The sequence below is a fragment of the Pandoraea pnomenusa genome, from assembly GCF_000767615.3.
GTDB classification, from domain to species: Bacteria; Pseudomonadota; Gammaproteobacteria; order Burkholderiales; family Burkholderiaceae; genus Pandoraea; species Pandoraea pnomenusa.
In genome coordinates this window covers 3,911,623-3,932,838 of the sequence record NZ_CP009553.3, presented here as the reverse complement: position 1 = coordinate 3,932,838, position 21,216 = coordinate 3,911,623, and the positions used below count along the sequence as shown (strand labels likewise).

The 21,216-nt window shown below is 61.9% G+C and carries 17 protein-coding genes and 1 tRNA gene; 16 read left to right on the top strand and 2 right to left on the bottom strand.

Annotated features, from left to right (window positions below; all coding sequences use genetic code 11):
• Positions 1 to 36: 36 nt before the first annotated feature.
• The 5 genes from LV28_RS41570 to LV28_RS41550 all read left to right on the top strand — a co-directional run bounded on the left by LV28_RS41570 (position 37) and on the right by LV28_RS41550 (position 6,364).
• The gene (locus tag LV28_RS41570) at positions 37 to 2,358 is read left to right on the top strand and encodes a DNA translocase FtsK (RefSeq protein ID WP_023873491.1); all 2,322 of its coding nucleotides are present in this window, start codon (positions 37 to 39) and stop codon (positions 2,356 to 2,358) included.
• Positions 2,355 to 3,014: an outer membrane lipoprotein chaperone LolA gene (lolA, locus tag LV28_RS41565; RefSeq protein ID WP_038620341.1), complete on the top strand. Its 660-nt coding sequence runs from the start codon at positions 2,355 to 2,357 to the stop codon at positions 3,012 to 3,014. The genes LV28_RS41570 and lolA overlap by 4 nt, the downstream gene beginning before the upstream one ends.
• Positions 3,015 to 3,247: 233 nt before the next feature.
• The gene (locus LV28_RS41560; protein ID WP_023597079.1) at positions 3,248 to 4,654 is read left to right on the top strand and encodes a replication-associated recombination protein A; all 1,407 of its coding nucleotides are present in this window, start codon (positions 3,248 to 3,250) and stop codon (positions 4,652 to 4,654) included.
• Between the two features lie 210 nt (positions 4,655 to 4,864).
• Positions 4,865 to 6,169, top strand: a complete 1,305-nt coding sequence (gene serS, locus LV28_RS41555) for a serine--tRNA ligase (RefSeq protein ID WP_023597078.1) — start codon at positions 4,865 to 4,867, stop codon at positions 6,167 to 6,169.
• A gap of 104 nt (positions 6,170 to 6,273) precedes the next feature.
• Positions 6,274 to 6,364 (top strand) — tRNA-Ser (locus LV28_RS41550).
• A gap of 322 nt (positions 6,365 to 6,686) precedes the next feature.
• On the opposite strand, the gene LV28_RS41545 is transcribed toward LV28_RS41550, so the two are convergent.
• Positions 6,687 to 7,700 carry a LysR family transcriptional regulator gene (locus tag LV28_RS41545; RefSeq protein WP_038620343.1) on the bottom strand — a complete coding sequence of 338 codons (1,014 nt, stop codon included), beginning with the start codon at positions 7,698 to 7,700 and terminating at the stop codon, positions 6,687 to 6,689.
• Positions 7,701 to 7,834: 134 nt separating this feature from the next.
• Between LV28_RS41545 and LV28_RS41540 the strand changes: the two genes are divergently transcribed.
• From LV28_RS41540 to LV28_RS41510, 7 genes are all read left to right on the top strand, one after another.
• On the top strand, positions 7,835 to 9,160 hold the full coding sequence (locus tag LV28_RS41540) for an MFS transporter (RefSeq protein WP_038620346.1): 1,326 nt from the start codon (positions 7,835 to 7,837) through the stop codon (positions 9,158 to 9,160).
• A gap of 102 nt (positions 9,161 to 9,262) precedes the next feature.
• Positions 9,263 to 10,336: a porin gene (locus LV28_RS41535; RefSeq protein ID WP_081326925.1), complete on the top strand. Its 1,074-nt coding sequence runs from the start codon at positions 9,263 to 9,265 to the stop codon at positions 10,334 to 10,336.
• A 56-nt stretch (positions 10,337 to 10,392) separates the two neighbouring features.
• Positions 10,393 to 11,892 (top strand): FAD-dependent monooxygenase, encoded by a 1,500-nt coding sequence (locus LV28_RS41530; RefSeq protein ID WP_038620352.1) that lies wholly within the window; start codon positions 10,393 to 10,395, stop codon positions 11,890 to 11,892.
• A 4-nt stretch (positions 11,893 to 11,896) separates the two neighbouring features.
• Positions 11,897 to 13,234 carry an amidohydrolase family protein gene (locus LV28_RS41525; protein WP_038620355.1) on the top strand — a complete coding sequence of 446 codons (1,338 nt, stop codon included), beginning with the start codon at positions 11,897 to 11,899 and terminating at the stop codon, positions 13,232 to 13,234.
• Positions 13,231 to 14,220, top strand: a complete 990-nt coding sequence (locus LV28_RS41520; protein WP_038620357.1) for an alpha/beta hydrolase — start codon at positions 13,231 to 13,233, stop codon at positions 14,218 to 14,220. Before LV28_RS41525 ends, LV28_RS41520 begins: the two co-directional genes overlap by 4 nt.
• Positions 14,221 to 14,257: 37 nt before the next feature.
• On the top strand, positions 14,258 to 15,106 hold the full coding sequence (locus LV28_RS41515) for a fumarylacetoacetate hydrolase family protein (protein WP_038620360.1): 849 nt from the start codon (positions 14,258 to 14,260) through the stop codon (positions 15,104 to 15,106).
• 63 nt (positions 15,107 to 15,169) lie between these two features.
• Positions 15,170 to 16,111: a VOC family protein gene (locus tag LV28_RS41510; RefSeq protein ID WP_038620362.1), complete on the top strand. Its 942-nt coding sequence runs from the start codon at positions 15,170 to 15,172 to the stop codon at positions 16,109 to 16,111.
• Positions 16,112 to 16,145: 34 nt separating this feature from the next.
• Here LV28_RS41510 and LV28_RS41505 read toward each other — a convergent pair whose 3' ends face one another.
• Positions 16,146 to 16,796: a MarR family winged helix-turn-helix transcriptional regulator gene (locus tag LV28_RS41505; RefSeq protein WP_255315209.1), complete on the bottom strand. Its 651-nt coding sequence runs from the start codon at positions 16,794 to 16,796 to the stop codon at positions 16,146 to 16,148.
• 9 nt (positions 16,797 to 16,805) lie between these two features.
• On the opposite strand from LV28_RS41505, the gene LV28_RS41500 reads away from it, so the two are divergent.
• The 4 genes from LV28_RS41500 (at position 16,806) to LV28_RS41485 (ending at position 21,215) form a co-directional block, all read left to right on the top strand.
• Positions 16,806 to 17,369: a flavin reductase family protein gene (locus LV28_RS41500; RefSeq protein WP_048806558.1), complete on the top strand. Its 564-nt coding sequence runs from the start codon at positions 16,806 to 16,808 to the stop codon at positions 17,367 to 17,369.
• 93 nt (positions 17,370 to 17,462) lie between these two features.
• The gene (locus LV28_RS41495) at positions 17,463 to 18,704 is read left to right on the top strand and encodes an acyl-CoA dehydrogenase family protein (RefSeq protein WP_038620365.1); all 1,242 of its coding nucleotides are present in this window, start codon (positions 17,463 to 17,465) and stop codon (positions 18,702 to 18,704) included.
• 18 nt (positions 18,705 to 18,722) lie between these two features.
• The gene (locus LV28_RS41490) at positions 18,723 to 19,715 is read left to right on the top strand and encodes an amidohydrolase family protein (RefSeq protein ID WP_025249557.1); all 993 of its coding nucleotides are present in this window, start codon (positions 18,723 to 18,725) and stop codon (positions 19,713 to 19,715) included.
• A gap of 114 nt (positions 19,716 to 19,829) precedes the next feature.
• A complete protein-coding gene (locus LV28_RS41485) occupies positions 19,830 to 21,215 on the top strand; it encodes an MFS transporter (RefSeq protein WP_023597073.1) in 1,386 nt (461 codons plus the stop codon).
• Position 21,216: the final 1 nt, after the last annotated feature.

Below are 21,216 nucleotides of genomic sequence, written 5' to 3'. Positions count from 1 at the left end.
CAGGCCGCCCGTCTGCCCGCCCAACCCCATGGCTTGATGACGACGAAATCTTCTTACTCTGCTGGTGCCGGATCGTCGTTGCCCAATCGGGTGACGCACCTTTTCCATGAAATCCGCTGGATGGCGCAGGTCGCGCTGATGGTGTTCCTGTTGATGGCGTTGTTCTCGTACAGCCGTCTGGACCCCAGCTGGACACATGCGGCGCACGTGGAGCGCATCGCCAACTGGGCGGGGCGCGTGGGCGCGTGGGTGGCCGACATGCTGCTGCTCACCCTCGGCCTGTCCGCCTACTGGCTGGTCGTGTTCATTGCCCGGCGCGTCGTCGCCGGCTACCGGCGAATTTCCGCCCGGCGCGAGGCGCCGCCGCTGCGAGAGCGGCTGGCAAGCGGCGGTTGGGTGGAAATCGTCTCTTCCCTGATGGTGCTGCTCTCCAGCGCCGGCATCGAATCGCTGCGCCTGTACCGCCTCAAGGCCCAATTGCCGCGCGCATCCGGCGGTGTGATCGGCGAGACTGTCGGCGGCTTCTTCCAGCACGCGCTCGGCTTCACGGGCGGCACGCTGGCACTCCTGCTCATCTTCGCCTTCGGGCTGTCGTTGCTGTTCCATTTCTCGTGGCTGTCCGCCGCCGAGAAGCTCGGCGCGCTGATTCTCGATACTGGTACGGTGATTCGTCGTCGTCGCGAAGCGCGCCAGGATCGCCGTCTGGGCGAGGAGGCGGCAATGGCGCGCGAAGGCGCCGTCGTGCAGAACCGCGTGCGCGCCGAAGTGCACGAGCCGGTGCAGATCGTGCCGCCGGTCAAGGTCGTGCCCAAGAGCGAGCGCGTGGAGAAGGAGAAGCAGGCGCCGTTGTTTGCCGATCTGCCCGATTCGATCCTGCCGCCGCTCGCGCTGCTCGATGCCGCACCGGCCGCGCAGGAGACGGTGTCCGCCGAGACCCTGGAGTTCACCTCGCGCCTGATCGAGAAGAAGCTCAAGGACTTCGGCGTGGAGGTGAGCGTCGTGGCGGCCTATCCGGGGCCGGTCATCACGCGCTACGAAATCGAGCCGGCCACGGGGGTGAAGGGCAGTCAGATCGTGAACCTCGCGAAGGATCTGGCGCGCTCGCTCTCGTTGGTGTCGATCCGCGTGGTGGAGACCATTCCGGGCAAGAATTTCATGGGGCTGGAGCTGCCGAATCCGCGCCGCCAGACGGTGCGTCTGACGGAGATTCTGGGTTCCGAGATCTACAACGACTCCTCGTCGCTGCTGACGCTGGCGCTCGGCAAGGACATCGGCGGCAAGCCGGTCGTGGCCGATCTGGCCAAGATGCCTCACCTGCTCGTGGCCGGCACCACCGGTTCCGGCAAGTCGGTGGGGATCAACGCCATGATCCTGTCGCTGCTCTACAAGGCGACGGCCGAGCAGGTGCGCCTGATCCTGATCGATCCGAAGATGCTCGAAATGAGCATGTACGAAGGCATCCAGCATCTGTTGTGTCCGGTGGTCACCGACATGCGCCAGGCTGGCCATGCGCTGAACTGGGTCGTCGCGGAAATGGAGCGTCGCTACAAGCTCATGAGTAAGCTCGGCGTGCGCAACCTGGCCGGGTACAACAACAAGATCGACGACGCCACCAAGCGCGAAGAACATATTCCCAATCCCTTCTCGCTCACGCCGGAGGCGCCGGAGCCGTTGCAGCGTCTGCCGTATATCGTCGTGGTGATCGACGAGCTGGCGGACCTGATGATGGTTGTCGGCAAGAAGGTCGAAGAGTTGATCGCGCGTATCGCGCAAAAGGCGCGGGCGGCGGGCATTCACCTGATTCTGGCCACGCAGCGACCCTCGGTCGACGTGATCACCGGGTTGATCAAGGCGAACGTGCCGACGCGCGTGGCGTTCCAGGTGTCCTCCAAGATCGACTCGCGCACCATTCTCGACCAGCAGGGGGCCGAAACGCTGCTGGGCATGGGCGACATGCTCTACATGCCGCCCGGTACCGGCTTGCCGCTGCGCGTGCATGGCGCGTTCGTGGCCGACGACGAGGTGCATCGCGTGGTCGAACGGCTCAGGGAGCAGGGCGAGGCGAACTACGTCGAAGGCATTCTGGACGGCGCCGCGGAAGGTGAGGATGGTGGCGTGGACGGGGCGGGCGGCGGAACCGGCGAGGGGGGCGGCGAGTCCGATCCCCTGTACGACCAGGCCGTGGCCGTGGTGCTCAAGCAGCGCCGGGCATCGATCTCGCTGGTGCAGCGGCATCTGCGTATCGGCTACAACCGCGCGGCGCGCCTGCTCGAACAGATGGAACAGTCCGGCGTCGTGTCGGCGATGGCGAGCAACGGCAACCGGGAGATCCTGGTGCCGAATCGCGAAGGAGAATGACAAACATGCTGGGATTCAAACGAGGCCTGCCGATCGTGGTCGGTGCCGTGGGCATGACATTGGCGGCGTGGGTTGCTCCCGCTTTTGCGAGCGGCACGGCGCAACTCAAGGCGTTTGCCGCGCAGGTGAAGTCGGCGCGAGGCGAGTTCGAGCAGAAGCAGGTCAAGGGGCAGCAGGACGGCACGATGAAAGTGACGAATGCGGCATCGGGCACCTTCGAATTCTCTCGCCCGGGGCGCTTCGTCTGGCGTTACGTGAAGCCGTATGAGCAGCTGCTTCAGGCAGACGGCGAGACGCTTTACATCTACGACAAGGACCTGAACCAGGTGACCGAGCGCAAGCTGGGCGCGTCGCTGGGGGCTAGTCCGGCCGCCATTCTGTTCGGCAGCAACGACATCGAGAAAAGCTTTTCGCTCAAGGATGCCGGCGTGAAGAATGGCATCGACTGGGTCGAGCTCAAGCCCAAGGCCCAGGACACGCAGTTCCAGCGCGTTGGCATCGGGTTTCGCGATGGCAATCTGGCCGCGATGGAACTGTACGATGCGTTCGGCAACGTGACCCTGCTGACCTTCGACAAGATTCAGAAAAATCCGCCGATGCCTGCGGACCACTTCAAGTTCACCATGCCCAAGGGTGCCGACCTGATCAAGGGTTGAGCCGGTGCCGGGCGCGGCTGCGTCCACACGGCGCGTGTCCGGGCACGCCTAAGCCTGTCCATGAGTTGCCGCGGATGTCTGGGCGAGGCGGGCGGATCGGCGCCGGCCGGTGACCCTTCGTCGGCCGGCATATCGCGGGGCTTGCCGGCGGCGCGCTGGCCGGGCTGGCATAATGGGCACATCCGATTATCCGAATGCGGCCGGGGACATCCCCGGCCGCGCCGCTTGAGAACATGCCACACGACGCCCCGCTGTCGGCCTCGGTACCTCTGGCCGAGCGCCTGCGCCCCCATACCATCGACGACGTGATTGGCCAGCGCCACCTGCTGGGCAAGGGCAAGCCGTTGCGCGTGGCATTCGAGGCGGGGCGTCCTCACTCGATGATCCTGTGGGGGCCGCCGGGCGTCGGCAAGACCACGCTCGCGCGCCTGATGGCCGACGCCTTCAAGGCCTACTTCATTTCGCTATCGGCGGTGCTCTCGGGGGTGAAGGATATTCGCGACGCCGTCGAGGCGGCGCAGATCCAGCGGGCGCAGGGCAAGCAGACGGTCGTGTTCGTCGACGAGGTGCACCGCTTCAACAAGGCACAGCAGGACGCATTCCTGCCACACGTGGAATCGGGGTTGTTCATCTTTGTAGGCGCCACCACGGAGAATCCGTCGTTCGAAGTGAACGGTGCATTGCTCTCGCGGGCGGCCGTGTATGTGCTCAAGAGTCTGAACGACGAAGAGCTCGGCGAGATGGTCACGCGCGCGGCGCGCGAGCTGGGCGACATCGGCTTTACCGACGAGGCGCGTCAGGGCCTGATCGACTCGGCCGATGGCGACGGCCGCAAGTTGCTCAACAATGTGGAGATCGTCGCGCAGGCGGCAATGTCGCAGGGTCTGGAGACGATCGACGAGACGTTGCTGGCCAGCGTGCTTGCCGAGAATCTGCGTCGTTTCGACAAGGGGGGCGATGCGTTCTACGACCAGATCAGCGCCTTGCACAAGTCGGTGCGCGGCAGCTCGCCGGACGGCGCGCTGTACTGGTTCTGCCGCATGCTCGACGGCGGCGCCGACCCGCGCTATCTGGCGCGGCGTATCGTGCGCATGGCGTGGGAGGACATTGGCCTGGCCGATCCGCGCGCGGCGCGCATCGCGCTCGACGCGGCAGAGACATACGAGCGCCTTGGGACGCCCGAAGGGGAGCTTGCGCTCGCGCAGGCCATTCTCTATCTCGCGGCCGCGCCGAAGTCCAACGCCGGTTACAACGCCTACAATCAGGCGCGGGCGTTCGTCGGCAAGGACAAGTCGCGCGCGGTGCCGATCCATCTGCGCAACGCGCCGACCAGGCTGATGAAGGAACTCGGCTATGGCCACGAGTACCGTTACGCGCACGACGAGCCCGATGGTTACGCTGCCGGAGAGACTTATTTTCCCGACGATATGCGCGCGCAACAGTGGTATCGTCCGGTGCCGCGCGGACTCGAGGGCAAGATCGGCGAGAAGCTCAATTGGCTGAAGTCGCTCGATGCCGAATGGCGGCGCACGCATGCCAGGGGGAAGACGTCCGGCGTGCCGGCGAAGGCGTCCGCGCCGGACAATGCGACTTCCGGCAAGACGCCGCCTGCCGAGGCGTCCGACGACGAGTCCGCCTGAGGTCGAACGGCGACCGGTAGCCTGTGCGGCGCGGCGACATCCTTCAGATCGAAGCACATCACAGCGAATCCGCCAAATGGCGTCATCGCGGTGTGCGTTTGGTAAAATCTCGGCTTTGCTGCCACCGCCGGTGCCGGGAAGGTGCCGGGGTGGCCACCACGAATTTCATGGCCCACAAGTGTGTGGGCCGCTAACGACAGACGACCCACCATGCTCGACATTCAACTTCTTCGCAAGGATCTCGACGGCGTAGCCGCGCGACTCAAGGCGCGCGGCTATACGCTGGACGTGGCGGCGTTCGCTGCGCTCGAGGCAGAGCGCAAGCAGATTCAGACGCAAACCGAGGAACTGCAGGCTCGCCGCAATGCGCTCTCGAAGCAGGTCGGCATGAAGAAGGGCAAGGGCGAGGACGCGTCGGCCGAGATCGCCGAAGTTGGTGGCATTGCCGACAAGCTCAAGGCGTCGTCGGAGCGGCTGGAAGAGATCCAGGCGCGTCTGTCGGAACTGTTGCTGGGCGTGCCGAACTTGCCGCACGAGAGCGTGCCTGTCGGTTCGGACGAGTCGCAGAACGTGGAAGTGCGTCGCTGGGGCACGCCGCGTCAATTCGACTTCACGCCGCGCGATCACGTTGACCTCGGTGCTGCGCTCGGGTTGGATTTCGATGCGGCGGCGAAGCTCGCCGGTGCGCGATTCTCGGTGATGAAGGGGGGCATTGCCCGTCTGCACCGGGCGCTCGCACAGTTCATGATCGACACGCACACCTCGGAGCACGGGTATACGGAAACGTATGTGCCGTACATCGTGAATGCGGCGTCGATGCGTGGCACGGGGCAATTGCCGAAGTTCGAGGATGACCTGTTCAAGGTGCCGCGCAAGGTAGGTGGCGACGAGGGCGAGCGCATCGAGAACTTCTATTTGATTCCGACGGCGGAAGTGTCGCTGACGAATCTGGTGCGCGACGAACTGCTGGCCAACGATGCGCTGCCGATGCGCATGGTGGCGCACACGCCGTGCTTCCGTTCGGAAGCGGGCAGCTACGGGAAGGACACGCGCGGCATGATTCGCCAGCATCAGTTCGACAAGGTCGAGCTGGTGCATGTGGTGCGTCCGGAGGAGTCGTACGACACCTTGGAGATGCTGGTTGGGCATGCCGAGGCGATTCTGAAGAAGTTGGAGCTGCCGTTCCGTACGATCGTGCTGTGCACGGGCGACATGGGCTTCGGTTCGGCGAAGACGTACGACATGGAAGTATGGATTCCGGCACAGAACACGTACCGCGAGATCTCGTCGTGTTCGAACATGGAGAGCTTCCAGGCGCGCCGGATGCAGGCGCGGTTCCGCAATGCGCAGGGCAAGCCGGAGTTGGTGCACACGCTGAACGGTTCGGGCCTGGCGGTGGGGCGCGCGCTCGTCGCGGTGCTGGAGAACTACCAGAATGCCGATGGTTCGATCACGGTGCCGGACGTGCTGCGCCCATACATGGGCGGCATCGAACGCCTCGTGCCGGCGAAGTAAAAAAAATCCGCAAAAAGGGGTTGGCAGAAAAAGAAATTCGGCTATAATCTCTTTCTCGCTGCTTGAGGCCACTCAGGCAGCGAACCAAAGCAGGAAGAATGCTTGGAGAGGTGGCAGAGTGGTCGAATGCGCCGGACTCGAAATCCGGTATACGGTTATACCGTATCGTGGGTTCGAATCCCACCCTCTCCGCCAAGCACACAATCAGGCCCTTGAATCTCAAGGGCCTTTTTGTTTTGTGCGTCAGCGACTTACAAAATGACTATCAAGGCGGTGTAATCAAGAACCTGTCGATGGTGCGACGCATGAAGCGGTCACCATCGTGCCGGAACGGGCGATCAGCGGGCATGGACTGACGCGCATTCTGGATCGTGTGCTGAACACGGGCTGACGTCGACGCGCCGGAAAATCATTTCATCATTCCAATTGATCACGCCGAATCGGGCGGGGCGCTTCCAACGGCGCGTTATTCAATTGATCATTTGGTGTCGAGTTCTCCTTCCCTGCTGCGAGGCAATCAATTCTTCGATGTCTTCCGTGAACCCGCCGCTTTGGCGCGTTTATCTTTCGCACGTCCGGCGGCGCTCGATCCAACACCGTTCTTCACGATGTGTCCAGAAATCGGGGGCAAGCGTTGCGCTGTCTCACGAAATAGCGACCGTAGCCAGGCAATGGCCGGGTCACGCTCTTGATACTTGTGCCACTGTAGGTTCTCGGTGAAAGCAGGAATTCCCACAGGGCATTCCAGCACCCTCAGTGGGAAACGCTGCGCCATTTGATACGCCAGTCGGGAAGGGAGTGTTGCGATGCGCGAAGTACCCACCAGCAACATGGGGATGAGCGTGAAGGTTGGCGCTATTACAGTCTGGCGTCGTGTGCGGTTGCTCGTGGAAAGTAGGCGGGCGTCGAAGGTGGTACGGCGGCCACCTCCCCATTCCACGCCCACATGAGCCGCGTCGAAGTATTCGTCTTCCGTCAGGTTGTCGCCGACCGTCTGGTATTGCGCGCATACCAGACAGGAAAACGTGTCTTCGAACAATGGCTCCGCCGGATGGCCGGCAACGCGCGCGAACTCTGGCGCTATCAGCAACTCGGCCTCCCCATTCTCCAGGTGTTCCGGCGTCTGAGGACTAATTGCACGCAAGTCGAACTGCATGAGAGGCGCAAGCTTCGCCGCATGCTTGACCACTTCTGACAGGAACACGCTGATGACGTAATCGGACGCTTCGATAGTGAAGCGACGTGTTGACGTGGCGTGATCGAATGTGGGGCGTGCGCGCGTGATTGTCTGGATTTGCAGCAGAACATCCCGAACGGGCTTCACCAACTCCTCGGCAAGCGGTGTGAGCACCTGCGCCTTACCTACCGGAACAAGCAACTCGTCCTCGAAATACTCGCGAAGACGCGCAAGCGAGCAACTGGTCGCCGGCTGACTCAGGAACAAACGTTCCGCGGCTTTGCCGACGCTGCGCGTGGACAGAAGGGCGTCCAGCACCACGAGTTGGTTGAGGTCGAGCTTGTTGAAACGCATGGCAATTTTATATTTACAAGACGGATGATGAAGATTTAAACAATAAATTTGGTAAATGTCATCCGAAATCTATAATCGACTGCAACGGGCAGACATAGCCTGCAAACCGACAAGCAGCACGGAGACATGAACCTATGCAGGCGAATCGCAAGGCGAGCAGGCCGCTCGCCCAGTGGGGGCTGGTCGTCACTTTGACGTTGATGACCATGCTGGCCCAGATCGACAAGAACATCCTGGTGCTGATGGTCGCGCCGATCCAGCGAGACTTCGGTGTGAGCGATGTACAGATCAGCTTTCTGATCGGTGCGGCATTTGCCGTCGCAAATATCGTGGTGGGGCTGCCGGCAGGTTGGCTGGCAGATCGATTTGACCGTCGCCTGATCGTTGCCGCGGGCGTGATGGTGTGGTCGCTGGCGGTCGCCGCCAATGCCACGGCGTCAACCTTCGCGGTTCTGGTCGCCGCCCGTGTAATCGTCGGCGGGGCCGAGGCACTGATTCCGCCTTCTTCCTATTCTCTGATTCGTGACGGTGTGGACGACCGCCGCCGGGCACGTGCACTTTCCGTCTACACAATGGCGTTGATGGTAGGGACCGGACTATCACTGGTGCTTGGCGGGCCGATGATGAGCGCCATCCAGTCATCCGGCATGACGTCCATTCCCGTACTGGGCGATGTGTCCGCATGGCAGATGACGTTGTTTCTGATCGGTCTGGCTGGCGTGCCCATGAGCCTGATGATCTTTTTGAACAAGGAGCCCGGCCGCCAGCGCGACAGTGCCGCGAACCAACGTCAGGACGCGCAGCGAATCTATGCGTACCTCTGGGCCCATCGGGCCATCTTCGGACCGCTGTTCGTCTTCGTCGTGGCCAACGCCATCATTACGTTCGGTCTGGCGGCCTGGCTACCGACGGTGATTGTTCGTCGCTTTCACCTCGGTATGAAGGAAATCGGTCTGATTCAGGGCGCGGTGTTGCTGATCATGGGGCCGCTCGGACTGTGGGTCGCGGGCCTTGCGATGGAGCGTAAGGGGGCTGCACTCGCGGGTGTCGCTCGGGTGGGGATGGTGACGAGCATTGCCGTTGCGATTCTCACGGTGACCCTCGCATTGACGGATACGTTGTCCACGTTCTGGGTAATCGACGCGCTGGTCGTGCTCTTTTCCTGGACGTTCATGTCTGTTGCCTCGACCATCGTAGCGCGCGTCGTACCCACGCAATCCGTCGGCATCGTCATGGCGATCGTGCTCGTACTGAATGGGCTGCTTGGCCAGGGACTGTCGCCAACGCTGATCGCCCTCGTCGGACATTTTGGGTTCGACGGCAATTCGAACGCTTTGCCCAATGCGCTCGCCGTCGTGTTCGCGGTTTCGGGCGTGATCGCGTTCGTTGCCTCCGTGGCGCTGAGTCGCAGCCTTTCGCGCAGCGATAGCACGTTGCCGGTGGTAGCGACGTCGCCTTGATACGGATTCAAGCGTAGATAGACATTGCGTCCGCTTGCGATCGCGTGTTGATGAGGCGGCGAGGCGCGGGAAGCAGGCATAACCAGGCGAGGAGACGTTTTAATGAAGTCGATCAAAATAAAATTTATTAGTACTACGATATTTTTCATTGCGAGTTTTTCCGTGCATGCGCAATCGAGCGTCACGCTTTCCGGCTTACTCGGGATGGGCGTTTCGTACACCAGCAATGCCAGCGCTGTGGGTAGCGGTGCCCTGTTCCAGGCCAGCAACACGCACGCGGTACCGTTCTTCGCGATGTCGGGAAAGGAGGCCATCGACGGTGATACGTCCGCGGTATTTCGCTTGAGCCGATACGCATTCGTGAACAATGGAACCGACGCCCCGTTCGAGAGCTTCGTGGGACTGAGCTCCGCGAGCAAGGGGACGCTGACGATGGGCTCGATGTACGACCTGTTGGCCGATCTGGTGCCCTTTACGTCGGAGCGTTACACATCGCTTCTGGCGACACACCCGGGCAATCTCGACCGGACCGTCGGCAATTCCTTGAACAACTCGTTCAAGTACAAGTCTCCGGTCTTCGGCGGGTTCCAGTTCGGCGTGATGTACGGATTCGGCCAGGCGGGCTCGACGACCAACACGGGACGCGTCGTTGGTGCTGAGGTCGCTTACGCGGCCGGTCCGTGGCAATCGATTGCTGTTTGGGAATCGGTCAACGGTGTGCCGTACACCCCGGGACTGAAGCTTGGTGTGTCGACGCTGTACGGCATCGATTTTACGAAGACACCCACGGCTTCGGTATTTCAGAACCAGAACACCGGCACGGTCGGCGTGGCGTATGTCGACGACGGCTGGCGTCTCATGGGTAACTACAGCTACACACGCTTGTCTGCGGCCGGTGCTTCGGCCACGGCCCAATCGATTGACGTAGGCGCCTACAAATATGTGACGACCCGCACGCGAATCGGTGGCGGCTACTCGTACACGAAGCTCGACTCGTACAAGTGGAATCAATTCCACGCGCACATCGACTACGCGCTTTCCAAACGCACCAGTCTCTACGTCCTCGGCGTGCTTCAGCTCGCGGGATCGGGGCAGTTTGCCGTGCTTCGAAATCAACCACCCGCATCTGCTTCGCATCAAGCGGTGCTTGAGGCTGGTATTACGCACTTCTTTTGACCGGCTCAACGAAAGCGTTTTCGGGTTTGGTCTTCGTATCTGATGGAGAAAACAAAATGCAGTGGGATGTGATTGTTGTCGGCGGAGGCCCGTCCGGCTTGACGATGGCCGCGGAGTTGGCCGGCTCCGGCGTGAAGACACTTGTCCTTGAGCGACGCACCGAAGGCGTGCAGTCGCGTGCCGGCACGATCTTGCCCCGTGTTCTCGAGCTGTTCGATGCCCGGGGAATTGCCGATCGCCTGATCCGCAAAACGCGCGACATCGTGGACTATCCATTTCGGCCAACGCACATCTGGGCTGGGTTTCATCCTATCGAGTGGAAGTACCTCGAAACGCGCTTCGGTTTCACGCTGGGCTTGCCTCAGAACATGACAGAAGAGGTGCTGTGGGAGTGGGCCACGGAGTGCGGCGCGGTCGTGCAACGGGGTGCGGAAGTTCGAGACGTGATTGAACTGGGCGATGGCGTCGAGCTTGAGGTCGCGGACCCGGCGGGGCGCTTCTCGACGCTGCGCGCCCGATATGTCGTTGGGGCGGACGGCGGGCGCAGCGTCGTACGCTCGAAGCTGGGTCTGCCGTTCGACGGCCATTCCGGAACGTTCCGCGGCATCGTCGTGGATGCCGAGCTTGAGGCTCCGTGGCCCGGAGGACGTATTAACGTCGACAACGAGATGGGGTGGATTCGCGGCTACATATTTGGTGACGGCATCACGCGATTCAACATCGTGCATCGTGATCGAAGGCATGCCGAGAAGGGCGAGCCGGTCACCCTGGACGAGGTGTTGCAGTGTCTGCGCGACGTGCATGGCACCGACTACGGCATCAAGTCATTTCGCTGGGCTTCGCGCTTCGACGATCAGATGCGGGCGGTGCCGACGCTTAGACAGGGGCGCGTTTTCCTGGTGGGCGAGTCCGCCAGAATTCATTACCCGGCCAGCGGCGTCGGCATGAACTTCTGCTTGCAAGACGCCTTCAATCTCGGCTGGAAGTTGGCCAACGTCATCAACGGTGCGGCGGACGACGAAACGCTGGACACATACGACACCGAGCGTCTACCGGTCATGCGTCGGCTGCTCGATAGTGTCCAGGCGCAATGTGCGCTGCAGTTCAACTTCAGCGCCGAGGCGGTCGTCCTCAAACGGCGGATGCAGGAGCAGGTGATTCCGCTGCCCGACGTGCAACGGAAGTTGGTGCTGGAACTGTGCGGTCTCGAGACCCCCTATCCACGCGACCCGGACGCTCACCCATTGACCGGTCACCGTTGCCCCGATGTCGATCTGATGCTGCTGGACGGTCGCTCTGTAGCGATCACGGAAACGCTGCGCAAACGCGAGTTTGTGCTCATCGATCTGGAGGGTTTCGGGCGCCAGTTCGCGTCGCTCGACGTGGGCGGCCGGCCAGTGAGCGTGCTCCAGGCACGCGCCGCTCGCATTCCCGCGTCGCTGGACGGGATCAAGGGACTGCTGGTGCGCCCGGATGGCTATGTGGCGTGGGCAAGCGAAACCCCGGCCGGTAATGACGAAATCGAACGTCAACTGAAAAAGTGGCTAAGGCGGTGAGCGCATGAACAAACGACGACTTCTGCTCAAAGGCGGATGGGTGCTGAGCATGGACCCGGCGATCGGTGATCTGCGCGTGGGTGACGTGCTGATCGAAGGGGATAGCATTCTTGCCGTCTCCCCGAAAATCGGCAATGTCGACGCCGAATGCATCGATGCGCAAGGCACGATCGTGCTGCCCGGGTTTGTCGACACCCATCGCCATACGTGGCAAAGCTGTGTGCGTCATCGCTACGCGGACATCGACCCGCAAATCTACTTTGCCGAAATGCTGGGCGCAAAGGGCGCTGCGTTTCGCCCGGAGGACGTACACGTCGCCACGATGCTCGGTGCCGTCGCTGCGCTCGAAGGCGGCATTACGACGATGCTGGATTGGTCTCATGTTCAGAACAGCCCGGAGCACGCGGACGCTGCGATCACGGGATTGCGCGACGCCAACATTCGCGGCGTGTTCGCACACGGCTGGCCGCTGGTGGATGGCGCCTCGTGGATGTTCGATAGCCAGCGGAGGCATCCGGACGATATTCGTCGCTTGCGAAAACGATATTTCTCATCCGACGATCAACTGCTCACATTGGCAATGGCGGCGCGCGGGCCGGAGATGGCCCGACGCGAGGTCTGGCTGGACGATCTTCGCCTCGCCCGCGAGCTCGGCATTCGATCGAGCATTCACATGGGAGCCTACGCGCGCAACGGCACTGTTAGAGCCATCGCGCAAATGCACGATGCCGGGGTGTTGGGCGACGACCTGACGTTTGTGCATTGTTGCTTCTCGGGCGCAGACGAGATTGCCATGATGGCTGACGCTGGTGTAAGCGCGTCGCTCGGTGTGCATTGCGAACTGAACGCGCAAGGTATCGGCGATATCCCATTCGACCGCTTGCTGGCGGTGGGCATACGGCCAAGCCTGAGTGGCGACACCGAGACCAAGTGTTCGGGCGACATGTTTACGCAGATGCGTCATGCGTTTGCATACTACCGCTCCTGGATGGGCGGAAACCATTCGCGAGTTCCTAACGCGCCCGCAACGCTTTCGATGCGAGATGTTTTGGAATTCGCCACGATAGCGGGCGCAAGGGCCAACGGACTTGATCACAAAGTGGGATCGCTCACACCGGGCAAGCAGGCCGACATAGTCATGATTCGCGGCGATGACCTCAATCTCACGCCTGTTTCCGACGCCATCGGGGCTGTCGTCCTTGCCGCACATCCGGGCAATGTGGATTCGGTATTCGTCGGCGGGCGTGCCATGAAACGGCGAGGTCAGATGATAGGCGTCGACCTTGATGTCCTGAGAGCGCGGGCGCGGGCTTCCCAACAATACATTCTCGAATTGAAATGAACGACGTCACACGGCGAGAACCGCTGGACCCCGAGCTGGCGGCCATCGTATCGGCCATGCGCGCGGCAAACGTGCCGCCTCCGTTTTCCGGGTCACCAGAGCAGGCTCGTGAGCGCATGCGCAAAAGCATCATGGCCGCGCGCGAACGCACGCAGTTGCCGGTAATCGGCGAAGTGGAAGACCTCACTGCCGAGTCGGAGGGCAACCGTGTTCCGGTGCGCGTCTACCGTCCTCGAAACGAGAGGGGCGGTTTGCCGACAGTAATTTTTTTTCATGGCGGTGGATTTGTCCTCGGTAGTGTCGAGCTGATGGACGACATTGCACGCAAGCTTTGCCGGGACATCAATGCGGTAGTTGTATCGGTCGATTATCGACTCGCGCCGGAACATCCTTTTCCGGCGGCCCATGAAGACGCCCTTATTGCAACGCGTTGGGCGGTCCGCAATGCCGCGATGCTAGGTGGCGACGCCTCCCGGGTCGCGGTGGCGGGGGAGAGCGCCGGTGCAAATCTGGCGACGTCGGCGGCCTTGTCGTTGCGCGCGTGCGGCGTTCGTCTTGCCGCTCAACTTCTGATCGTGCCGGGGGTCGACATGGCCCGTGACGTTGCACCGATAGCGGCGAAGGGAGTCGACTTTCCGATGCTGTCGCCCTCGGATTTGCAGGACATCTCACGGCTCTATATGGGCGCTTTGGCCGATCGTGCGACGCAGTTCCCCCCTTCGCCGTTGCGCGCGGTCGATCTGCATGGCATGCCTGCGACGTTGATCGCCGTTGCGGGGCATGACCCGCTTCAAGACGAAGGCATTGCCTACGCGCAGCGTCTCAAGGCCTCCAATGTGCCGGTGCAACTGCTGCGTTTCGAGGACATGTTCCATCCGTTCTTCGGCTTCTTCGCGGCATCGCATGCGGCGAACCGTGCCAACGACATCATTTGTCACACGTTTTCGCTGTGGCTTGAACAGCATGCGTTACGCCGCGATCAGTGAGCGGCAGCGCGAAACGCAAATTCTCTGGAGATAAGCAATGCGTTATGTATCGTTCGTGAAAAACGGAAAGGCTGCGCTGGGCGTGCGCGATGGAGAGGCCATTCGCGTGCTGGGCAGCGAATCGCTGGAGTCGTTGCTGGCACGCGGCGTCGACCTCATCGCCTATGGCCGCGAGCAAGCGAACCAGGAAAGGGTCGACGCTGAAAATGTCGTATTCCTGCCGCCGCTTGCTCGACCGCCCAAGATTATTTGCATCGGGCTCAACTACGCGGATCACACGAAGGAAAGTCAGTACGAGCAGCCGGACTATCCGACGATCTTTCTTCGCGTAGCGACGAGTCTTGTCGGGCATGAGCAGCCATTGGTAAGGCCAGCGGTACCGGACAGTCGGGGCCTTGACTTCGAAGGCGAAATCGCCGCCGTGCTCGGCAAGGGTGGTCGGCATATCGCCAGGGAGGACGCGCTGGCGTGCGTGGCGGGCTATACAGTTTTCAACGATGCGTCGGTTCGGGAATACCAGTTCAAGTCGCCGCAGTGGACCGTCGGTAAGAATTTCGACGGCACCGGTCCGTTCGGCCCGGACCTTGTGACGGCTGACGAACTGCCGCCGGGCGCGAAGGGATTGCGTCTTGAAACACGCCTGAATGGCGAAGTGGTCCAATCCGCCAGTACCGACGACATGATTTTCGACGTCGCGGAACTCATCAGCATTTTGAGCGAAGGCATCACCCTGGAGCCGGGCGATGTCATCGTGACCGGAACGCCGTCGGGTATCGGTTGGGCACGCACGCCCAAGCTTTTCATGAAGCATGGCGATGTTTGTGAAGTCAGTGTGGAAGGGATCGGCACGCTTCGAAACACCGTTATCGACGAGGCGACCCTTTAAGTCGTATGAGGGAGCATCGGCGGCGGATCGATTGCCGCCGATCGCTTACGAGGAGAGTGAGACATGACCAGAGCTTCAACGACGTTTCCGCGAGCCGCGGTGCATTCGATCGATCATTTTGCCCTCAACGTACCGTCGCTTGACGACGCGCATCGCTTCTTCGATGCCTTCGGTCTGACGGTAAGCCGTACCGGATCTCAGGGCGGCGAGCTAGAGATCAGGGCAACTGACGGGCATCGATGGGCGAGGGTACTGGCCGGCGACGGAAAATCGATGGCGTATCTCAGCTTTAACTGTTATCCGGACGATCTGGCGTCGCTTCGCCAACAGACAATCTCGGCCGGCGCCACCGACGTCGCGTCGGTGCAAGGAAATGCGGACGCCGGTTTTTGGTTTCGCGATCCCGACGGGAATCTTGTTCAAGTGCAAGTCGGGCCGAAGACCAGTCCTGACAGTAAGATTGTACGAACGGAGCGTGGTGTTCCTGCGGACATTCGCGGCGCACTCACCCGGAATGAGGTGGCACGCGTGAGACCGCGGCGACTGTCACACGTGCTATTGTTCACGCCCGATGTCCTACAGGCAGTCGCCTTCTACGAGCGAGCGCTGGGACTTCGCTTGTCGGACAAGTCTTTGGATCTCATTGCGTTCACGCATGCGCCGCACGGGTGCGATCATCATTTGGTGGCTTTCGCCAAAAGCAGTGCGCGCGGCTGGCATCACTCGTCGTGGGATGTCGATAGTGTCGATCTCGTCGGCGAGGGGGCGGCCCAGATGGCCGCCGCCGGATATGCGAAGGGGTGGGGGACAGGAAGACACGTGCTGGGATCGAACTATTTCCACTATGTAGAGGATCCGTGGGGTTCGTTCTGCGAGTACTCGGCCGACATCGATTTTGTGTCAGCCGGGCGAGACTGGCCCGCCGGAGATTTCGCCCCTGAGAACTCGTTGTACCTTTGGGGGCCGGCCGTGCCAGAGAATTTCACTCAAAACTCCGAAGCGTAGAGTTGACACCTCGGGGCATCGTGCCCCCCTCCGATCACTTCCTGCGAGATGTCTTGCCAGGCTTCTCGCGCGCCGTGGGCTCCGGTAATTCGTCCTCGATGATGTCGAGCACGTTGTAAATATCCGTCAGCGTTTTCTTCAGGGCTTCGATCGCCGATCGGGAGAGCTGACTGGTGGCTACATCTTCATAGTGCTTCGCAATCGGCATCAGTGATTCCAGCAGCGTCGCCCCTTCATTCGTCAGGTGGATCGCCACCGTGCGCGCATTGCCTTCCAACCGGCTACGCGACACGAGATTCATCTTCTCCATCGTGCCGATCAGGCGCGAGAGCGTGGAGAGTTCCACGGTCGTCATCACGCACAAATCTCCGAGACGTTGCCCCGGCACCTCCGACAGCGCTGCCATGACTCGGTACATGGGAAGGGTAACGCCGTACGGCTCGATGCGACGTGAGAACAGTTCCCCCATCCGTACACCGACCCGGTTCAGCAGGTAAGGGAACGAGTTGGTCAGCTTGTGCATGTTCGACGGCTCATCTTTTTGATTGACGAATTCTATCAGCGCAACAATTTCGTTTGCATTATTTGTTATTGCAACATTTGCAAATGAAAGTATAGTCACGCCAAGAGAGCGCGTACGACGCTCGCCTGCCGCCTGAAATCGCTCGGGCCAGAATGGAGACACGAGATGGCAATGTCCGCATTACCTGATCCCACCGATCCCACCGATCCCACCGATCCCGCTGTTGCCGCGGCCTTTCGGGCGACGCTGCGCCGCATGGCCTCCACCGTGACCATCGTCACCGCCAGCGATGGCGAGCGCAGGCATGGCATGACCATGACCGCCGTCACGTCGCTTTCGCTCGATCCTCCCTCGCTGCTGATCTGCGTGAATCGCTCGACACTGCTGCACGAGATCCTGATGGGCGCGCGGCACTTCTGCGTCAACGTGCTGCGGCACGATCAGGCCGACGTGTCGACCGCCTTCAGCGGCGCCGCGTCGCCGGAAACGCGATTCTTCGTCGGACGTTGGGGAACGCATCCGCTTGGCGTCGACTACCTCGACACGGCGCAATCCAACGTCTTTTGCCGCAGATCCGCGGCATTGCCCTACGGCACTCACACGATTTTCATCGGCGCTGTCGAGGACGTTCGCGCAGGCGAGCGTGGTGACGTCTCGTCGGCTCGCGACGATGGCAGCCATCGCGAACAGGGCGACGATCGACCGCTGCTGTATTGCAATGCGGCGTACTGCTGACCGTCGCGCCATTCACGAACGCAACGTGTTCGTCGGCACACGCACTCCCGGCGGGCGCGCTTCATCCAACAGGTAAAGAGGAGGTCAATCATCATGGTGGAAGCACAAGACATCGAGGTGGCATGCGTCGCCGGGGCAGTCGACGCTTCGAATGCAGGAACGGCGGCAATGCGGGCGAACCTTTATGCCCTGGGGGGCGAAATTCGCGCGCGCGCCGCGCAAGTCGAGACCGAGCGCCGCGTGCCGATGTCGTCGATCGAGGCGCTTCGGGGCATCGGCTATTTCGATATCGTCAAACCGAAGGCGTTCGGCGGCAGCGAGCAGGATTTCGCCACGTTGGTCGATCTCAATATCGATCTGGCGAAGTGGTGTGCATCGACGGCGTGGGTGGCCGGCTTGCTGGCCGCGCACCAATGGCTGGTCGGATCCTTCCCGGAGCAGGCGCAACGTGACGTCTGGGGGCAGACCCCGGATGCGCTCGTGTGCGGCTCCTACGCGCCGGCATGCCATGCCGAAGCCGTCGATGGCGGCTATCGCCTCAGTGGGCGATGGAGTTTCGCGAGCGGTTGCGATTGCGCCCAGTGGTCGCTGTGCGCCGCGATCCTGCCGCCCCAGGGCACGCGCGAAATGCCGGCGCCGGCCTTCCTGCTCGTGCCCGAGTCCGACTATGTCATCGACGATACCTGGCATGTCGTCGGCCTCGCGGGCACAGGCAGCAAGACATTGGTACTGGATAACGTTTTCGTACCGGCGCATCGTGTGCTGTTCTTCTCCGAGACCACTTCGGGGCTGACGCCGGGCGCGAAACTGTACCCGCACAAGCGCGATTACGCGCTGCCGATGCTCTCGATGATCCCGTCGTGTCTCGCCTCGGTATCGGTGGGGGCCGCCCTGGGCGCCCTGGAAGACTATCTGGAGCGCACCAGCCGACGCGTGACGCGCGGTGCGGTGGCGGGTGGGCATAACCGCATGGCCGAGTTCGCGACGATTCAGCTGCGGGTGGCTGAAGCCTCCGCCAGCGCCGATGCCGCAAGGATGATCCTCTTGTCCGACCTGCGAGAACGCCAGAACACCGTGCGCAGCGGCGAGAGCATATCGGTGGAGGAGCGCATCCACAGTCGACGCGGGCAAGCCTTCGCGGTGTCGCTGGCGATTCGTGCCACCGAGGCACTCAACGCGTCGACGGGCGGTCAGGGACTCGACCTGTCGCACCCGGTGCAACGTGCATGGCGCGACGCCAACGCGGTCGGCCGGCACATCAGCATGAACTGGGACACCGTGGGCACGATGTACGGACAAATGGCGCTTGGGCTCGATCCCAAGGGGCAGTACTGATTACCGAAGGAGCACGACATGACATTCAAGGCAACGCGCAAGATCGCACTCGAAGAACATTTCGCGATAGAGGAGACCGTGCAGGATTCGGCGGGCTTCGTGCCGCAATCCTACTGGCCCGAACTCAAGCATCGTCTGCTCGACATCCAGCAGCGACGCATCGACGAGATGGATCGAAATGCCATCGACCTGATGATCCTCTCCCTGAACGCACCGACGGTTCAGGCCATCCCGAACGCGAAGGCGGCATACGAACTGACGCGTCGGGCGAACGATTTCCTGGCGGAGCAAGTGGCGCGGCGACCGGATCGCTTTCGCGGCTTTGCCGCGCTCCCGATGCAAGACCCCGACCTGGCAGCGCGTGAGTTGGAGCGTTGCGTCAATGAACTCGGATTCGTCGGCGCGCTGGTGAACGGGTTCACTCAGGTCGAAGGGGGCAACGGCGTGCTCTATTACGACCTGCCTCAGTTTCGCCCGTTCTGGGGCACCGTGCAGGCGCTCGACGTGCCGTTCTATCTGCACCCACGAAATCCGCTGCCTTCGCAGGCACCGATCTACGACGGGCACCCCTGGTTGCTCGGTCCGACCTGGGCGTTCGGTCAGGAAACGGCCGTGCACGCGCTGCGTCTGATGGGGTCGGGGCTATTCGACGAGTACCCCGACCTGAAGATCATCCTGGGGCATCTGGGCGAGGGACTCCCGTACAGCATGTGGCGTGTCGACAATCGCAACGCGTGGGTGACCACGCCGCCGAACTATCCGGCGAAAAAGCGCATCGCGGAATATTTTCACGCTAACTTCTGGCTCACCACGTCGGGCAACTTCCGCACGCAGACGCTCGTCGACGCGATGCTGGAAATCGGTTCCGACCGCATTCTGTTCTCTGCCGACTGGCCGTTCGAGAACATCGACCATGCGGCAAACTGGCTCGAAGCCGCATCGATCAGCGACAACGACCGGATAAAGATCGGCCGCGGCAATGCCGCGAAGTTGTTCAGGCTCGATAACTGAATCCGTGAAATGCCGGCACGCTGCCACGGCGCCGCCGGCGTCGTGCGGCGGGCCATCGCGACGGGGCAAATCCAATCATAAGCCGCCGCGCACATCCACGATGGAGTGAGACACATGCACGCACGATTCATCGATGTACACGCCGAGCTGTCCGACGCACCTGTCGGGCGCACTCACGTCAGGCTAGGAATACTCCTTGCGCTTCTGACGCTCTTCGACGGCTATGACACATTCAATCCCGCCTACGTCATTCATTATGTGCAAGGCCCCTGGAACCTGTCGCTCGAACAGGTGGGCATGCTGATTTCGAGTGGACTGGTCGGCTTTCTGATCGGGGCAGCCGTGCACGGTGCCATTGCCGACCGGATCGGCAGGCGCACCACGCTGATCGCCGGATTGTGGATCACAACGATCTTTTCCATACTCACCGCGGCGGCCGCCGATTCATTCGCATCGTTCTGCACGCTGCGTGTGCTGACCGGCCTGGGGCTGGGCGTGCTGCTGCCGCTGTCGACGACCTACATCAACGAGCTGGCGCCGATACGCGTGGCCAACAAGTTTGCGCTCTGGGGCGTGGCGCTGGGCTGGGCCGCGGGCGGCGCGGCTGCCGGGCTTGTCGGTGTATTCGTCACGCCGCATACCGGATGGCAGGGGCTTTACTGGATCGGATCGTGCTCGCTGTTCCTGCTGCCATTCCTGCATCGCTACCTGCCCGAATCGCCCAAATTCGCGCTGTTGCGCGGCCGTCACGACGAGGTCAAGGCGATTCTGACGAAACTGCGCCCCGAGCGCGCCGACGTCTACCGCGATCGGCAGATCCTGCCGCCCCCGCCCGTGCCGACGACCTCCGTGCTTGCGCTGCTGACAAGACCCTATCGGCAACTGTCCATTGCGATCTGGGCGACGAGCTTCCTCAGCCTGTTCTGCATCTTCGGACTCTCGGGCTGGATTCCCACGCTCATGCAGGCGCGCGGAGAGAGCTTCGGCGCAAGCTTTGGTTTCGGTGCCTTGATGCAGATCATGTCGTTTATCGGCGGGCTGGTTTGCGGCCATCTGGTCGATCTGACGGGGCGCGCACGCGGGTGGCTTTGCGCCTGGTCGCTCGGTGGCGCCATCGCGGTCCTCTCGCTGGTATTCTTCCACCAGCATTGGATCAATCTGGTCTGCAGCGCGATGGCCGGCTTTTGCATCATCGGCGGCCAGTTCGTGCTCAATAATTTCACGGCGGCATCGTACGAGACCGAGATGCGCGCCACGGCCGTGGGCATGGAGCTGGCGGTCGGCCGTCTTGGCGCCATTCTCGGGCCGTTCATTGGCGGCACGCTCCAGCAGGTATTCGGCGGGCACGAGATCATGCTCGTGGCCATCGCGTTGGCAGCGACCGGCGCGGCGGTGTGCGTGTTGTTCGCCCGTCGCACGACATCCGGACAGTCGGGGGTCTATGCGGGCAGGACAGACGATCCCACGACGGTAGCTACCGGCGTAACTCCGGGAGGATGAC

What these genes read in the sequence shown, in the direction of transcription:
- LV28_RS41570 (WP_023873491.1), top strand. Translation starts at nt 37, where the DNA reads ATGACGACGAAATCTTCTTACTCTGCTGGTGCCGGATCGTCGTTGCCC.
- lolA (WP_038620341.1), top strand. Translation starts at nt 2,355, where the DNA reads ATGACAAACATGCTGGGATTCAAACGAGGCCTGCCGATCGTGGTCGGT.
- LV28_RS41560 (WP_023597079.1), top strand. Translation starts at nt 3,248, where the DNA reads ATGCCACACGACGCCCCGCTGTCGGCCTCGGTACCTCTGGCCGAGCGC.
- serS (WP_023597078.1), top strand. Translation starts at nt 4,865, where the DNA reads ATGCTCGACATTCAACTTCTTCGCAAGGATCTCGACGGCGTAGCCGCG.
- LV28_RS41545 (WP_038620343.1), bottom strand. Translation starts at nt 7,700, where the DNA reads ATGCGTTTCAACAAGCTCGACCTCAACCAACTCGTGGTGCTGGACGCC.
- LV28_RS41540 (WP_038620346.1), top strand. Translation starts at nt 7,835, where the DNA reads ATGCAGGCGAATCGCAAGGCGAGCAGGCCGCTCGCCCAGTGGGGGCTG.
- LV28_RS41535 (WP_081326925.1), top strand. Translation starts at nt 9,263, where the DNA reads ATGAAGTCGATCAAAATAAAATTTATTAGTACTACGATATTTTTCATT.
- LV28_RS41530 (WP_038620352.1), top strand. Translation starts at nt 10,393, where the DNA reads ATGCAGTGGGATGTGATTGTTGTCGGCGGAGGCCCGTCCGGCTTGACG.
- LV28_RS41525 (WP_038620355.1), top strand. Translation starts at nt 11,897, where the DNA reads ATGAACAAACGACGACTTCTGCTCAAAGGCGGATGGGTGCTGAGCATG.
- LV28_RS41520 (WP_038620357.1), top strand. Translation starts at nt 13,231, where the DNA reads ATGAACGACGTCACACGGCGAGAACCGCTGGACCCCGAGCTGGCGGCC.
- LV28_RS41515 (WP_038620360.1), top strand. Translation starts at nt 14,258, where the DNA reads ATGCGTTATGTATCGTTCGTGAAAAACGGAAAGGCTGCGCTGGGCGTG.
- LV28_RS41510 (WP_038620362.1), top strand. Translation starts at nt 15,170, where the DNA reads ATGACCAGAGCTTCAACGACGTTTCCGCGAGCCGCGGTGCATTCGATC.
- LV28_RS41500 (WP_048806558.1), top strand. Translation starts at nt 16,806, where the DNA reads ATGTCCGCATTACCTGATCCCACCGATCCCACCGATCCCACCGATCCC.
- LV28_RS41495 (WP_038620365.1), top strand. Translation starts at nt 17,463, where the DNA reads ATGGTGGAAGCACAAGACATCGAGGTGGCATGCGTCGCCGGGGCAGTC.
- LV28_RS41490 (WP_025249557.1), top strand. Translation starts at nt 18,723, where the DNA reads ATGACATTCAAGGCAACGCGCAAGATCGCACTCGAAGAACATTTCGCG.
- LV28_RS41485 (WP_023597073.1), top strand. Translation starts at nt 19,830, where the DNA reads ATGCACGCACGATTCATCGATGTACACGCCGAGCTGTCCGACGCACCT.